We start from the raw sequence: 13437 nt of genomic DNA on the forward strand, positions 1-13437 counted from the left end.
GGGTAATCTCCTATTCGATTGTGGTAACCGGCAAATATTGTCTTAAGACTCTGTATTTTGCGTTCTTTTCAAAAAAGAATATGCGCAGCAAAGTAGACAAGATCCTGTTTGACTGGTCGAGTCGACTGGTTCGTGCTGGACGCCTGGAGTGGGAAGTCGAAGGCGATTTAGAGGCACAAGTTGAAGAAGGGCGTCGTGTCATCATCATGTGTAACCATTCCAGCGCCTATGATATTCCGCTCGCTTTTACTGCACTACCCGGCAGTATCCGCATGATTTCTAAAAAAGAAATGTTCAGTATCCCGTTACTTTCCAGTGCAATGAAAGCGGCTGAAATTCTTTCTATTAATCGTCAAAATCGCCAGCAAGCCATTAAAGATTTGAAAATTGCTCGCGAAAAAATGGAAAGCGGTATTCGAATCTGGATGTTCCCAGAAGGTACTCGCTCTGCAAATGGTGAGGTTATACCTCTGAAAAAAGGCGGCATTCGCTTGGCGATTGACACTAATGCGTTGATCATCCCGGTCGTTATGCAGGATATTTATCAGGTTCTGCCCAACAAGAAATGGCTTAAAATGCGTCTGCATCAACCAGTAAAGGTTAAAGTTGGGCAGGCAATAGATTGCCGAGAGTTTGACGTAGAACATCGCCATGAGCTATCCGAACTGGTGTATAATTCGATGAAAAGGATGCTGGAAGAGAGAAACTCATGACTTTAAGCCCTACTTATCAGGAAGCGGAACAGTCGTTAGAGACGGTTGCTGACTTCATTCGATTTGCTGCCTCGCAATTCCATCAGTCTGATCTTTATTTTGGTCATGGCACCGATAACGCATGGGACGAAGCGGTAGCTATCGTTCTGCAAATGCTCGATCTTCCACAAGATTACCCGCAGGGGATGCTAACCGCTAAATTGTTAGCGGATGAAAAGAAGCATCTGATCCATGCTATTTTTGAGCGCGTTGAGAATCGTAAGCCTTTAGCCTATATCACCAATAAAGCGTATTTTGTCGGCCTTGAGTTCTACATTGATGAGCGTGTGCTTGTGCCACGTTCACCCATTGCCGAGCTTATCGAAAATGACTTTTATCCTTGGTTAGAAGCGGATAACCCACGTATTCTCGATTTGTGCTGTGGTAGTGGCTGTATTGGTTTAGCTATCGCTGCTTACATTGATGATGCTGAGGTTGTTCTTTCAGACATTTCGGATGATGCTATTACGGTTGCTGATATTAATAATGAACGCCTTGGCCTCTATCCAAAAGCGCAAACGGTTGTGTCTGATTTATTTGAATCCCTGTCTGACGAAAAGTTTGATTTAATTGTTTCCAATCCGCCCTATGTGGACTCGGAAGATTTGTCTGATATGCCTGCTGAATATCAGCATGAACCTGAAATTGGTTTAGGTTCTGGCGAAGATGGACTGGATATCACGCGCCGCATTTTAGAGCAGGCTGCTGAGCACCTAACCGAGCAGGGCTGCCTGATTGTCGAAGTGGGCAATAGCTGGCCGGCACTGGAAGAGGCATTTCCGAATGTGCCTTTTAGCTGGATAGAGTTTGAAAAAGGTGGTGACGGTGTTTTCCTACTGACTCGTCAGCAGCTACTTGAGCACTTTTCATAACCCGATTTTTGATCTCTTGAATATTCAATTGCACTTAAATGATTTATAACCAAGACTTTCATAAAGTTGAAGATCTTGTCGAACTCTTCAATCAAGAGTTTGCCGACCACAATACGCGCCTGCAAGCTGGCGCGGATGAACCTTTCTATCAAGCTCCAGAAGACAATAAACCAGCGATTATTTTTTCTTCTCATGATTATTTTGCCAGCGCCTTGCATGAGTGCGCGCATTGGTGCATCGCAGGGGAGAGACGCCGGCAGCTTGATGATTATGGTTATTGGTATGCGGCAGATGGTCGAACCCCTGAGCAGCAGCAAGAATTTTTCAGCGTCGAACAAAAGCCGCAAGCACTAGAATGGGCTTTTGCGCTGGCCGCTAACCTGCCGTTCCGACTCAGCCTTGATAACTTGAATAATCCTTCTGGCGATGCCGAAGCTTTTCGAGAGCAGGTTTATACCACCTTAGTCGAATATTTTGTTCGAGGTTTTCCGCCACGTGCGCTGCGTATGATTCAAATGCTTTGTCGCTACTATCGGCAAAGTCACCCCATTCAATTACCAGACATTTCAGCATGTTCCATTTAGGTTTTATCGTAAATCCGTTTGCCGGCATTGGAGGCAAAGTCGGGCTTAAAGGCAGTGATGGCAAAGCGATCCGTGAAGAAGCTTTTGCCCGTGGGGCTGTCAGTCAATCTATAAATCGGGCAAAGATCGCTCTGCAGGTTTTGCTGCCTTACAAGGACAAATTATTTTTCTATACCGCCTCAGGCGATATGGGCGAAGAGCTGCTTAAAGAGATGGGCTTCAGCTATGAATGCGTCTATTCGTACCAAGGGCAATCGAGAGCGCAGGATACGGTTGATGCGGCCAAAGTAATAGCCACTAAAAATGCCAATCTTTTGTTGTTCGCAGGGGGGGACGGAACAGCCAGAAATATTTATGAAGCGGTGGGCGAAGATTTACCCGTTTTGGGCATTCCGGCAGGAGTTAAAATTCATTCGGGCGTTTATGCGGTGACTCCTAAGGCAGCTGGATTGGTGATTGAGCAGATACTCAATAATGAGTTAGTAAGCTTGCTGGAAACATCAGTGATGGATATTGATGAGGGTGCTTTTCGTCGTGGTAATGTGCGGGCAAAAAAATATGGCGAAATGCAGGTACCTGCTGAGCATCGCTACGTGCAGTCCACCAAGTCTGGCGGGAAAGAAGTTGAAGCGCTGGTAGTGCAGGATATCGCTGAGTATGTCGTCGAGCAGATGGAGGACGACTGTCATTACTTTATCGGCTCGGGCACGACCTGCGCGACGATTATGGACGTTTTAAAATTGCCGAATACTTTGTTGGGTATCGACCATATCTTTCAAAGGGAGTTAATTCAGGCTGATGTTTACGAAAAACATTTGCTTGAAATTCTGGATGCTAATCCTGGCAAAGTTAAAGCCATCATCACTATTATCGGTGGACAAGGTCATATTATTGGCCGTGGTAATCAGCAGTTGAGCGCCCAAGTACTACGCAAGTTAGGACGCGATAACGTGATTGTTATCGCCACTAAGACCAAATTACAGCAACTTAATGGCAAACCTTTAATTATTGATAGTGATGATCCGACGCTCAATGAAGAGTTTTCTGGGCCGATCAAGGTCATAACAGGCTATGAAGATTCGGTTTTATATCCTATTGGCCGAATCTAAGTGTGAGGGCTTTAGGAGAATCGCCCTTATCTTTGTGCGAGATCTCTCACAAGCTGGTCGGATATCGCTGAAAAGGCCTGTGTAAAATAGCCTTTAAAATGCATGTTTGTCATATAAGCTATTGATTTATAACTGTATTCGTTAATTCTGATGTAAGTCTGCACTATGTTTTTTCATTTTTGACTTGTTGTTTAATGCAAAAGTTTTGCTAAAGTAGCCCGCGTAGTCAGGGAGATTACACAATCTACAAATCGAGTCTGGAAGAATATAGGAACATGGAAACGAGTATACGGATATACCAACCCAAGGTAGGGAATCAGGGGATCTAACGATTCACAGTTGAAAGCGGCTTCGGCCGCTTTTATTTTGTCTGTAAGTTTTAGTCATAATTTATATTTCCCCCAATCTTGTGTAGACTCAGAGCATAGTAAGCCTTTTCTGGCCAGTCTTAGGAAAAACTATGCAAAACAAGGTCTTAGTCTTATTCGCCCATCCCGCCTACGAGCAGTCTATTGCTAACCGCGCTATGGTCTCTGCTATTCGAGATCTTGAAGGCGTGACATTTAACGACCTTTATGAAAAGTACCCTGATTTCTTTATTGATGTTGAAGAAGAGCAACGACTTCTCAAGGAACATCAAATTGTCATTTTTCAACATCCCTTTTATTGGTACAGCTCTCCTTCTCTTTTGAAAGAGTGGCAGGACGTGGTATTGGATTATTCTTTTGCCTATGGCGAGGGTGGCTATCAGCTTTCTGGAAAATGCCTGCTCAATGCTGTGACTATTGGTGGCAGTGAGTCGAGTTATGGTTCTAGCGGTTTTAATCACTATCCAGTCGAAGAATTACTCAAGCCTTTTGAGCAAACCGCCATATTTTGTGGTATGCGTTATCTAAAACCGTTTGTTTTATATGATGCATTGGCTTTGTCCGACTCGGAACTGGCCGATGAGGCGCACCGCTATGCACAATTATTACGCTCATTAAGGGACGATGACTCACTAATACAGGAGGGTGGGTATTAATGGAAATGCAGGGCGTTTTATACCAGACCTTTATATTCCTGTTGGCAGCAGTCATAGGGGTAACGCTGGCTAAACGATTGGGGCTGGGTTCTGTGCTGGGTTACCTGGGAGCCGGAATTATCATTGGGCCATTTGCGCTGGGCCTGGTAGGTAATGACGTCAGTGATGTGATGCATTTTGCTGAGTTTGGCGTGGTCATGATGTTGTTCCTGATTGGCTTGGAACTTGAGCCTAAAAAGCTGTGGAAGCTACGAGTTCCCATTTTAGGATTGGGTGGGTTGCAGGTTCTGCTCACTACCTTATTAATTACTGCGATTGCTGTATCGATTCTAGGCTTGCATTGGAAAATGTCATTAGCCATTGGCATGATGCTGGCTTTGTCTTCAACGGCAATCGTTCTGCAAACTCTTTCTGAGAAGGGCTTGCTTAGGACGCATGCTGGCAAATCTTCTTTTGCGGTGCTGTTATTTCAGGACGTTATCGTTATCCCGATGATTGCGGTGATGCCACTACTGTCGACCTTGCAAGTTGATGCGGCGACTTCTGTTGGACATGTTAAAGAACTGGGTTTACAACAAACCTTTTTGATTTTGGGGTCGGTGCTAGGGATTATCCTGGTAGGGCGTTATCTAGTGTCTCCAATTTTCAACTGGATTGCTCGAACCGGACTACGAGAAATTTTTATTGCTACATCCTTGTTGCTGGTTATAACTATAACTCTTGTAATGCAGAAAGTTGGCCTGTCGCCAGCTCTTGGCGCGTTTCTGGCTGGCGTTGTGTTAGCCGAGAGCCAATATCGACATGAGTTGGAAGTAGGGTTAGATACCTTTAAGAGTTTATTGCTTGGTCTGTTCTTTATCACCGTTGGGGCCAGTATCAATCTAGAGCTTTTGGTTGATTCGGTATGGTTAATCGTCGGTCTATTAATTCTGTTGTTAATCGTTAAAATTGCGGTGCTGGGTGTGTTGGCCCGACAGTTTAAAATGCCTCTTCTGGAAAACTTGATATTTACTTTTTCACTTGCGCAAGGTGGTGAGTTTGCGTTTGTACTTTCAACCTATGCTGCCCAAAATGGGGTGCTGGATCAAAATACCATTTCAATATTAACCGTGGTTGTGACATTGAGCATGTTGCTGACGCCGCTGTTGATTATCTTTGCGGAACGTGTGTTGCAACCCATGCTGAAAAAAGACATTGAGCGTCGTGACTTTGATGAAATTGACGACGGGGAAACGCCGGTTATTATCGCTGGTTATGGTCGCTTCGGGCAGGTTGTTTCTCGATTGTTACGGTCACAAGGTTTTAATACAACTCTGCTAGAGTACGACGTGATGCAAATAGAGCTGGTTAAAAAGTTTGGCACTAAAGCTTTCTATGGTGATGTGACTAATGTGGATATCTTACGTGCAGCAGGGGCGGAAACAGCGAAGTTGATGATTATAGCAGTTGATAATCAGGATAAGTGTCTAAAAGTGACTAAGCTGTGCAAGGAACACTTTCCGCAACTCAAAGTGCTTGCCCGCGCGAAAGGTCGGCGCGAAGCGCATGAAACCAAGAAGGCGGGCGCTGATTACGTGATTCGAGAAACCTTGGGTTCAGCGCTGCTACTGGGGCAAGAGGCACTAAGTGCCTTGGGTTACAGACATTATCAGGCGCATCGTGCTGCGAAAACCTTCCTTCATTATGACAATAAGCATCTTGAAGAACTGTCTGACATATGGGGTGATGATAAGCAATATATTCTTGAAGCTGCAGAAAAAGCGGAGTTGTTGGAAACGGTTCTGCGTGCTGACCAAGAAGCTAACAAAGTTGAGCAGCGTGAACCTTGGATGGCCGACTGGACGTCAGAAGAGGGTGCTGAAGAGTCGCAAAGTAAGAAAGAAGAGTCATAGCTTTGACCTTGCCTGATATTGGTTATCTAGAACTTGTGTATGTCCTTCTACCGGTTGTGTTAGTTGGTGTGATTTTTTATCGTTGGTCGATTCCTCTATCTGACCTAGTAATTGCCACCGTACGAATGGTAGTCCAATTGATCGCTATTGGCTTTGTCCTGGTCTATCTTTTTACTACTGATAATTGGCTACTTGGTCTGGGTGTCTTAAGTTTCATGCTGGTTGTTACGGGTTGGATTGCTTTGCGACCTTTAAAACACAAAAATCGCCATCATTATATACAGTTAGTAGTGTCATTAATGTTCGGATGTGGATCGGTTCTCGCTCTGATTATTGTTGCTGTGCTACATTTAGAACCATGGTACCAGCCGCGTTATGTGATTCCTCTGGCGGGCATGTTATTGGCCAATACCATGAATAGTTTGAGCCTTGCAGGGGAGCGGTTAGACAGCGAGCTATTAATCTCACAGACTCAAGAACAGGCTCGAAACAAAGCTTTTAACACTGCAATGATACCGCAGATTAATAGCTTGCTTGCGGTAGGTTTGGTTGCTTTGCCCGGTATGATGACGGGGCAAATTTTATCCGGTGTGTCGCCCTTGTTGGCGGTTCGCTACCAAATAGTCATCATGGCAACTATTTTGTGCTCGGCAGCATTTTCAGTAGCACTGTATTTAACTTTACGACTCAAAGCTCGGTTAAATAGCCACCAGGATTAGGTAAGCAATTTAGCAAAGAGTTTAATGCTATCCGTGACATCAAATTCACGGGCAGTGTAGATAATAGATTGTGTAACTCTGATTTGGAGACCTTATGAATTTACGCGGCATTTTAATGAAAGTGCGAGCCGCAGAACTCATGGAAGGTGGCGGCTTTAAAGTTCGACGTCCGTTTCCCGGACAAATCCCCGATAGGATTGTTGATCCTTTCTTATTAATTGACGAGATGGGCCCCACCGAATATGAGCCAGGTGAAGCTGTAGGCGCTCCCGAACATCCGCACCGTGGATTTGAAACGGTAACCTACATGTTAGACGGTGTCTTTGAACATAAAGATTCAGCAGGTAACAGTGGGCGAATTGCCCCAGGCGACGTGCAGTGGATGACCGCCGGTAGCGGTGTTGTACATTCTGAAATGCCATCCAGTTTAATTATGGAAAAAGGCGGCAGAGTGCATGGCTTCCAGATCTGGATCAACTTACCGGCAAAAAATAAAATGGACTCGCCGCGTTATCAGGAAATCCCGGACGAATCGATTCCAACTGCTACCTCAGAAGATGGGCGCGTTTCAGTTAAAATTATTGCTGGCGAAGCCATGGGAAAAAAAGCAGTTATTGATACCCATACTCCGATCACTTTTCAACATTGGATCATCAACCCTGGAAGGTCATATACGCAAGAAGTTAAAGCTGGGCTGAATGGCATGATTTATGTATTTCATGGTAACGGACTAAAGATTGATGGCCTTAAGGTAGATGATGGGGAAATGATCATTCTGCATGATGGTGACGCAGTTAAGTTCTCGCTGGACGAAGATGCCGACAGTCATGTTGAATTCTTACTGCTTGCTGGCGAGCCTATTAAAGAACCTGTCGTCCGTCATGGCCCATTTGTCATGAACAAGCCTGAGGAAATCAAACAAGCTATCCTTGATTTTGAGAATGGAAAAATGGGAAAGATAGAGTAAAAGACTTATTATCAGACATTAGTCATTTCAGCCTGCTTTTGCAGGCTTTTTTTATCGAAATTTTAGCCATCACATTTAAATCAACGGGTTTCGCAGTGAGTTTTAAACGTCACTCTTGTGCTGTGCTGGCCAGTATTTCAAGATAGCTTATTGTAGAAAACCGCTATCAACCAAGCGGTAAATCCACCACAAATTGACCATGCAACCAGTCCTATTAAGAAGCTGGAAAAGCCAAAGTGCCACTGCATATTCATATCGCTACTATGCATCATATCGGCGAATAAGTTCATTGATAATGCCGGTAGTGCCCAAACAAAAATGAAACATAGTGTCCAGACCAAGGCAAAAGCGATTGCAGTCGCTACTCCGAATGTCATTGCTTGAAGTTTCATCGAACACCTCCTTGATGTTGACTGTGAAATATTAGACTACAACAACCTAGCAACTCTTGTATTGACTTGGCTCAAGAATACACGGCTTATTGTCTATGACTTTAATGTAAAACAATAGCGACAGACTGTTTTTAAGCACTGAAATGAGTGAAAAAATCTAACCTTAGTGATGAGTTATTCTAATCCTTTTGTCGATTAAATATCCTTTAATAACAAAAAGATATAAGATGTTAACTTTTCATTGACCAGCTTATTTTGTTCGCTTAGAATCCGCGCCGCACTTTAGATTAAACACACGGAGACTAACAAAGTGAAACTAAAATTAATTACTACAGCGGTTCTTTTTTCATCAGCTATTTCTGTTTCTGCAGAAGAGTACCAGGTCATATCTGACATTACCTGGAGTAATGTAGATGTTGCTGGCGACTCATATGACGTTCTAGGTTTGACTGGTACCTATTTCTTCGATAAGAAAGAATCATTGGGCCCATACAATGAATTCGAATACATCAATAAAGTAAGTAATGTTGGTGCCGGTTACACTAATTGGGAAACTGGTGAGTACTACACTGCTGAGGTTACTGGTGAGTTGTTCGTTGATAACTTCCTGATCGGTGCTGGCTACGCAGAAGATAAATTCGATAACGATGCGACTCTATTTTCTTTGGGCTACTTGTTCAATGAAGACTTTTTAGTTCGTGTGGATGCAATGGATACTGATGGTGCTGACACTGTTTACAATATCTCTGCTGCCTACAATCACCAAATCAATGATACTGATTATATCGGTTTCACTTTGGCGACTGACGACAACACTGATTATGTGACTTTGTCTTCTAAGTACTTTACTCACTTAGGTGATGATAAGTATTTCACAGCTAACGTTTCATTCACTGATACGGATTTCGGCAGTACTTGGGCAGTAGGTTCAAGCTACTACTTCAGTAAAGCAACTTCAGTTTCTGCAACTTTGGGTGATGATGACTTGTATGAAGTTGGCGCTCAACACTTCTTTAACGAAAACGTTGCGCTATATGCAAGCTTTGCTTCTCAAGATGAGCTAGTTGAGACTGAGACTTACACCATTGGTTTGCGCGCTCAGTTTTAATTGATTGCTTCAACAGAACAAAGAGTCTGTTAGTCATAAAAGCCGGGAAGTTGGTACTTCTCGGCTTTTTTTATGCTTTCTGTACACGATTGGGGCTGATTCTTTGCAGTAAAAACTTAGGTAATGGTAGAGACTCATGATTGATCGCGCTACTGATAATTTCCGCGCATAAAAGTGAAAGACATAAGCCACGTGTTCCGAAGCCGTAATTAGCCCATATCATTGGTGAGTTGCCAGACTGTCTCGTGAGAGGCCCACAATATGGGTAGCGGTCATAAGTTGCAGCACGGATACCAACATAATCGGTACAATGCTTATTCTCTCCTAGCTTTAACCCAAAGCGTTCGTTCGCTTGCTGTATATTCTTTTTCCTATCATCCGGATTAATACTTTCATCCAAACTCATGTCAAAAGTCGCACCGACAACTAAACTGTTATCACACTCGAATAGGTGGCCATCGTAATTAATCGGATAGTCTAACCCTAAACGCTGTTTAGGCTTTTGTGTCAGGGCGGTTAACTGACCTCTGAGAGGCGAAAGTGCAGGTTCATTGTCTGCCAACTTGTTTAATAGAGTATGGTGGCCAGTTGCCAAGATAATATGATCAAATTCTATTAGCTCTTCTAATGACTCAATGGCATGACTTAAGTGAATCTGTTTCTGTGGAATGGTGTTTATCAGTGATTTACAGAATACTGGACCATTAACTAAATAGCCTGGAATTAGTAGTCCTCGATGCTCTTTGCCATTAATAGAAGTTTTGTGCCATGTGAGGAGCTGAGGATCCCAGTAGCGCCCTTGATAGACCTTGATGTATTGGTCAAGTTGCCACTCAGAATATTTTTCACTGCCCAATTGCAAACAAGTCTCGCTGTAACTCATCTCAGGATGTTTTCGATGATGTTTGTGCAAATAGCTTTGTAAATGCGCCATGCCTAAAAAAGTCAGCTGGCTAAAGGCATTATGGTCTAGCGAGATATTAGGTGTTGCTAACAGGGCGGGCATCTTCGAGGCACCACTGGCCACCGTGCTTGCTTGATCAAACAGATGAACCTCAAATCCTCTTTTATGTAAAGCATAGGCCGAGGCGCAGCCAGCAAGCCCTGCTCCAACGATGGCAATTTTGGGTTTGTTGGCCGGTGCCGACAAGAAGTAATCATCGGCGATGGTTGGGTGTGGCGATGATATCTTCTTTTCTGTAAAGGTTCCGACCAACATATGACGCTTGCTGCCAAAGCCTGTTTGTTTCTTTACCGTAAAACCATAATGATGTAATTGTTTTCGGACAACTGATGCTGCTGTAAAGGTTGCAAAGGTCGTTCTTCTGACAGCTGTGTTAACGCCATGTAGTGCCATGAAATGCAGTAGACCTTTTGCCCACATGTCAGGATTCTTACTGGGTGCAAAACCATCTAAGTACCAGGCATCAACCTTAAAGTCTTCTCCTGCAGCGAATTCTTTTAGAGCTTTATCAATGGGATTGAGTATCAAGGTCAATTTAATATTGTGGGGCAATTCGATTGTATAAACACCTGGCATTGCAGGCGGGTATTGAGCTATGAGTTGTTCGGTAAACTCTGATTCAATATCAAGGGCCTGATACATCTTTTGCAAATCATCGGGTGCAAGGGGATATTGCTCTATGCTGATAAACGACAGTTGGGCATTAGGATTAGCTCTTTGATTTTTAAGCTCATGCCAAAGCTTGCAGGTACGAAGGAAGTTAAGTCCCGTACCAAAACCTGTTTCTACAATGACAAATTCACTTTGGTTGAGTGTTTTAAATCGTTTAGGTAGATGATTGCTTTCAAGAAATACATAGTCCGTTTCAGCGACACCGTCGCGTGTATCGAAATAAATATCATTAAATCGTGTGGAGTAGGGGATTAGTGGAGCTTGTTCTGTTGAGCCCTCACGAACTTTGGCAGGGCGCCATTCGATTCTAGCGGGCTCAACACCTAAAAATGCATTGTGCATCAGTAGCGATTATCGTTTCTCAATTAGAGTTAAGAATTCCTGGCGAGTATTTTGTGATGTGCGGAATTGGCCAAGCATGGTTGAACTCGTCATTACAGAGTTTTGCTTTTCCACACCACGCATCATCATGCACATGTGTTTGGCTTCCACAATCACGCCAACACCAGAAGCACCGGTGACATCTTGAACCGCGTGAGCGATTTGCTTGGTCAGGTTTTCCTGAATCTGCAAGCGGCGTGCAAACATATCAACGATGCGAGCAATTTTGGATAGGCCGATGACTTTGCCGGTTGGTAAGTAGCCAACATGCACTTTGCCGATAAAGGGCAAAATATGGTGCTCGCACATTGAATAAAGCTCGATGTCTTTAACAATAACCATGGCATCATTGTCAGAATCGAAAATTGCGCCATTGACGACTTCGTTCAAATCTTGCTCATAGCCGTGAGTCAGGAATTTCATCGCTTTTGCTGCGCGTTTGGGAGTATCTAAAATACCGTTGCGGGATATATCTTCACCGATCTCGACGAGGATTTCGCGGTACAGGTTTTCTAATTTGTCAGACATTTATCTTACTCTGCGGTCGTTTCAGTCGTAATTCTAATAGATATCGCTACAATACCCAAATAATTATGAGTTTTGTGTGAAAGCCTGACCGAAAAATATGAAGATTATTGCTGATGAAAATATGCCTTTGGTCAAAGAACTATTTGAGCCGTTTGCTGAAGTAGAGCTTTTGGCTGGTCGAAATATAACCACAGCACATCTGACTGATGCGGATGCTTTGTTGGTCCGTTCCGTGACTCAGGTTAACTCCAGCTTGTTACAAGGCAGCAATATCAAGTTTGTGGGTAGCGCTACCATTGGCACCGATCATATTGATCACCAGTATCTTGATCATAACGGCATTCAGTTTGCTTATGCCCCGGGCTGCAATGCTCAGGCGGTGGCTGAATATGTTTTGTCAGGGGTAGCCTACTGGGCCCAGCATCGACAGAAAGACTTAGCTGAATGCCGAGTGGGCATTATAGGAGCGGGGAATGTTGGTTCTAAAGTTGCGCAGGTCTTAGAGCTTTTAGGAATTAATTATTTACTGAATGACCCACCATTAGAATCGCAGGGCGATTCGCGGTCATTTGTGCCGCTGGCAGCGATTCAGCAATGTGACATCGTGACATGTCATGTGCCATTGGCAAAAGATGGACAGTATCCAACTTATCACTTAATAAATGAAGAATTCCTATCAGGAATGCTAAAAGGAAGTTTATTAATAAATAGTTCTCGAGGAGCGGTGCTGGATAATGAGGTGGCACTTCAAGCCAGTAAGTCTGAGCAGAGCATCGACTTTATTTTAGATGTCTGGGAAAACGAGCCAGAGTTAAATCTTGAGCTGTTGAATGAGACTTTGATAGCAACCCCTCATATTGCTGGTTATAGCCAGGAAGGAAAGATTCGCGGAACTTATCAGTTGTATCAAGCTTTTTGCCAGTGGCAAGGGATTGAGCCTAAAGTGACGTTAAAGGAATTATTGCCCCAAGCACCAAAGTGGAATGTACCCGCTCAGATAGACAGTCAATCAGGAATGCTTTATCAGAGCCTCCAACCTTTTTATGATATTAAACAAGATGATAGTCATATGAGACAGGTGATGAGCACTGTAATTAGAGAGGGAGGGGCGACTATTACAGAGGAGTTTGATAGTCTTCGAAAAAATTACCCGCAGCGATTAGAGTTTTTGGAGTTAGGGTGAACCCTATTGAATATATCATTACCAGCCGCATGCCACGAGGCTGGAAAATCATCAGCTTAAGTTTTGCAATGGCTTTGTTTATTGGTTTACCGCTATTGTGGGCTTCGGCTTTTTTACCAGAAGGTGGCTTTCAGGTGTTTGCCGGATTGGCGGCTCTCTTTATCGTAATTGCTGGATTAATCAGCATGATAGGTGGCTTTATTGTTTTGCTGGTGGATATTTATCGAAGTTGAGTTTTTGCATCGACTAAAATAAAAGTGTTATTTATACGATATATGTTGACAATAATT

At 43.6% G+C, this 13437-nt stretch carries 14 protein-coding genes; 11 read left to right on the forward strand and 3 right to left on the reverse strand.

The annotated features are described in order from the left end of the window. Window positions 1-80: 80 nt before the first annotated feature. From KKOR_RS04800 to KKOR_RS04835, 8 genes are all read left to right on the forward strand, one after another. On the forward strand, window positions 81-713 hold the full coding sequence (locus KKOR_RS04800; protein ID WP_228638778.1) for a lysophospholipid acyltransferase family protein: 633 nt from the start codon (window positions 81-83) through the stop codon (window positions 711-713). Next, window positions 710-1624: a 50S ribosomal protein L3 N(5)-glutamine methyltransferase gene (prmB, locus tag KKOR_RS04805; protein ID WP_012800889.1), complete on the forward strand. Its 915-nt coding sequence runs from the start codon at window positions 710-712 to the stop codon at window positions 1622-1624. Before KKOR_RS04800 ends, prmB begins: the two co-directional genes overlap by 4 nt. 38 nt (window positions 1625-1662) lie before the next feature. Continuing rightward, on the forward strand, window positions 1663-2208 hold the full coding sequence (locus KKOR_RS04810; RefSeq protein ID WP_012800890.1) for an elongation factor P hydroxylase: 546 nt from the start codon (window positions 1663-1665) through the stop codon (window positions 2206-2208). Next, entirely contained in the window at window positions 2196-3317 is a 1122-nt protein-coding gene (locus KKOR_RS04815) for an ATP-NAD kinase family protein (protein WP_012800891.1), read from the forward strand. The genes KKOR_RS04810 and KKOR_RS04815 overlap by 13 nt, the downstream gene beginning before the upstream one ends. Before the next feature lie 460 nt (window positions 3318-3777). Beyond that, entirely contained in the window at window positions 3778-4341 is a 564-nt protein-coding gene (locus KKOR_RS04820; protein ID WP_012800892.1) for an NAD(P)H-dependent oxidoreductase, read from the forward strand. Next, the gene (locus tag KKOR_RS04825; RefSeq protein ID WP_012800893.1) at window positions 4341-6233 is read left to right on the forward strand and encodes a monovalent cation:proton antiporter-2 (CPA2) family protein; all 1893 of its coding nucleotides are present in this window, start codon (window positions 4341-4343) and stop codon (window positions 6231-6233) included. Before KKOR_RS04820 ends, KKOR_RS04825 begins: the two co-directional genes overlap by 1 nt. A gap of 2 nt (window positions 6234-6235) precedes the next feature. Beyond that, on the forward strand, window positions 6236-6952 hold the full coding sequence (locus tag KKOR_RS04830) for an ABC transporter permease (RefSeq protein WP_012800894.1): 717 nt from the start codon (window positions 6236-6238) through the stop codon (window positions 6950-6952). A gap of 94 nt (window positions 6953-7046) precedes the next feature. Beyond that, window positions 7047-7919, forward strand: a complete 873-nt coding sequence (locus tag KKOR_RS04835; protein WP_012800895.1) for a pirin family protein — start codon at window positions 7047-7049, stop codon at window positions 7917-7919. Between the two features lie 137 nt (window positions 7920-8056). Here KKOR_RS04835 and KKOR_RS04840 read toward each other — a convergent pair whose 3' ends face one another. Further along, the gene (locus KKOR_RS04840; RefSeq protein WP_012800896.1) at window positions 8057-8311 is read right to left on the reverse strand and encodes a DUF5676 family membrane protein; all 255 of its coding nucleotides are present in this window, start codon (window positions 8309-8311) and stop codon (window positions 8057-8059) included. Window positions 8312-8621: 310 nt separating this feature from the next. Between KKOR_RS04840 and KKOR_RS04845 the strand changes: the two genes are divergently transcribed. Continuing rightward, complete coding sequence (locus KKOR_RS04845; RefSeq protein WP_012800897.1) at window positions 8622-9419, forward strand: putative porin; 798 nt, start codon at window positions 8622-8624, stop codon at window positions 9417-9419. 70 nt (window positions 9420-9489) lie between these two features. Here the strand turns inward: KKOR_RS04845 and mnmD are convergent, their stop codons facing one another. Together mnmD and folE are read right to left on the reverse strand one after the other, a co-directional pair. Continuing rightward, window positions 9490-11397, reverse strand: coding sequence for a tRNA (5-methylaminomethyl-2-thiouridine)(34)-methyltransferase MnmD (gene mnmD / locus KKOR_RS04850; RefSeq protein WP_012800898.1), 1908 nt, complete (start codon window positions 11395-11397; stop codon window positions 9490-9492). Window positions 11398-11406: 9 nt separating this feature from the next. Next, window positions 11407-11964 carry a GTP cyclohydrolase I FolE gene (gene folE, locus KKOR_RS04855; protein WP_012800899.1) on the reverse strand — a complete coding sequence of 186 codons (558 nt, stop codon included), beginning with the start codon at window positions 11962-11964 and terminating at the stop codon, window positions 11407-11409. Between the two features lie 97 nt (window positions 11965-12061). On the opposite strand from folE, the gene KKOR_RS04860 reads away from it, so the two are divergent. Both KKOR_RS04860 and KKOR_RS04865 read left to right on the forward strand, forming a co-directional pair. Then, window positions 12062-13147 carry a 4-phosphoerythronate dehydrogenase gene (locus KKOR_RS04860; protein ID WP_012800900.1) on the forward strand — a complete coding sequence of 362 codons (1086 nt, stop codon included), beginning with the start codon at window positions 12062-12064 and terminating at the stop codon, window positions 13145-13147. Beyond that, a complete protein-coding gene (locus KKOR_RS04865; RefSeq protein WP_012800901.1) occupies window positions 13144-13380 on the forward strand; it encodes a hypothetical protein in 237 nt (78 codons plus the stop codon). The genes KKOR_RS04860 and KKOR_RS04865 overlap by 4 nt, the downstream gene beginning before the upstream one ends. Window positions 13381-13437 lie beyond the last annotated feature (57 nt).

Source organism: Kangiella koreensis DSM 16069, from assembly GCF_000024085.1.
In the GTDB taxonomy this organism is placed as follows: Bacteria; Pseudomonadota; Gammaproteobacteria; order Enterobacterales; family Kangiellaceae; genus Kangiella; species Kangiella koreensis.

What these genes read in the sequence shown, in the direction of transcription:
- KKOR_RS04800 (WP_228638778.1), top strand. Translation starts at nt 81, where the DNA reads ATGCGCAGCAAAGTAGACAAGATCCTGTTTGACTGGTCGAGTCGACTG.
- prmB (WP_012800889.1), top strand. Translation starts at nt 710, where the DNA reads ATGACTTTAAGCCCTACTTATCAGGAAGCGGAACAGTCGTTAGAGACG.
- KKOR_RS04810 (WP_012800890.1), top strand. Translation starts at nt 1,663, where the DNA reads ATGATTTATAACCAAGACTTTCATAAAGTTGAAGATCTTGTCGAACTC.
- KKOR_RS04815 (WP_012800891.1), top strand. Translation starts at nt 2,196, where the DNA reads ATGTTCCATTTAGGTTTTATCGTAAATCCGTTTGCCGGCATTGGAGGC.
- KKOR_RS04820 (WP_012800892.1), top strand. Translation starts at nt 3,778, where the DNA reads ATGCAAAACAAGGTCTTAGTCTTATTCGCCCATCCCGCCTACGAGCAG.
- KKOR_RS04825 (WP_012800893.1), top strand. Translation starts at nt 4,341, where the DNA reads ATGGAAATGCAGGGCGTTTTATACCAGACCTTTATATTCCTGTTGGCA.
- KKOR_RS04835 (WP_012800895.1), top strand. Translation starts at nt 7,047, where the DNA reads ATGAATTTACGCGGCATTTTAATGAAAGTGCGAGCCGCAGAACTCATG.
- KKOR_RS04840 (WP_012800896.1), bottom strand. Translation starts at nt 8,311, where the DNA reads ATGAAACTTCAAGCAATGACATTCGGAGTAGCGACTGCAATCGCTTTT.
- mnmD (WP_012800898.1), bottom strand. Translation starts at nt 11,397, where the DNA reads ATGCACAATGCATTTTTAGGTGTTGAGCCCGCTAGAATCGAATGGCGC.
- folE (WP_012800899.1), bottom strand. Translation starts at nt 11,964, where the DNA reads ATGTCTGACAAATTAGAAAACCTGTACCGCGAAATCCTCGTCGAGATC.
- KKOR_RS04860 (WP_012800900.1), top strand. Translation starts at nt 12,062, where the DNA reads ATGAAGATTATTGCTGATGAAAATATGCCTTTGGTCAAAGAACTATTT.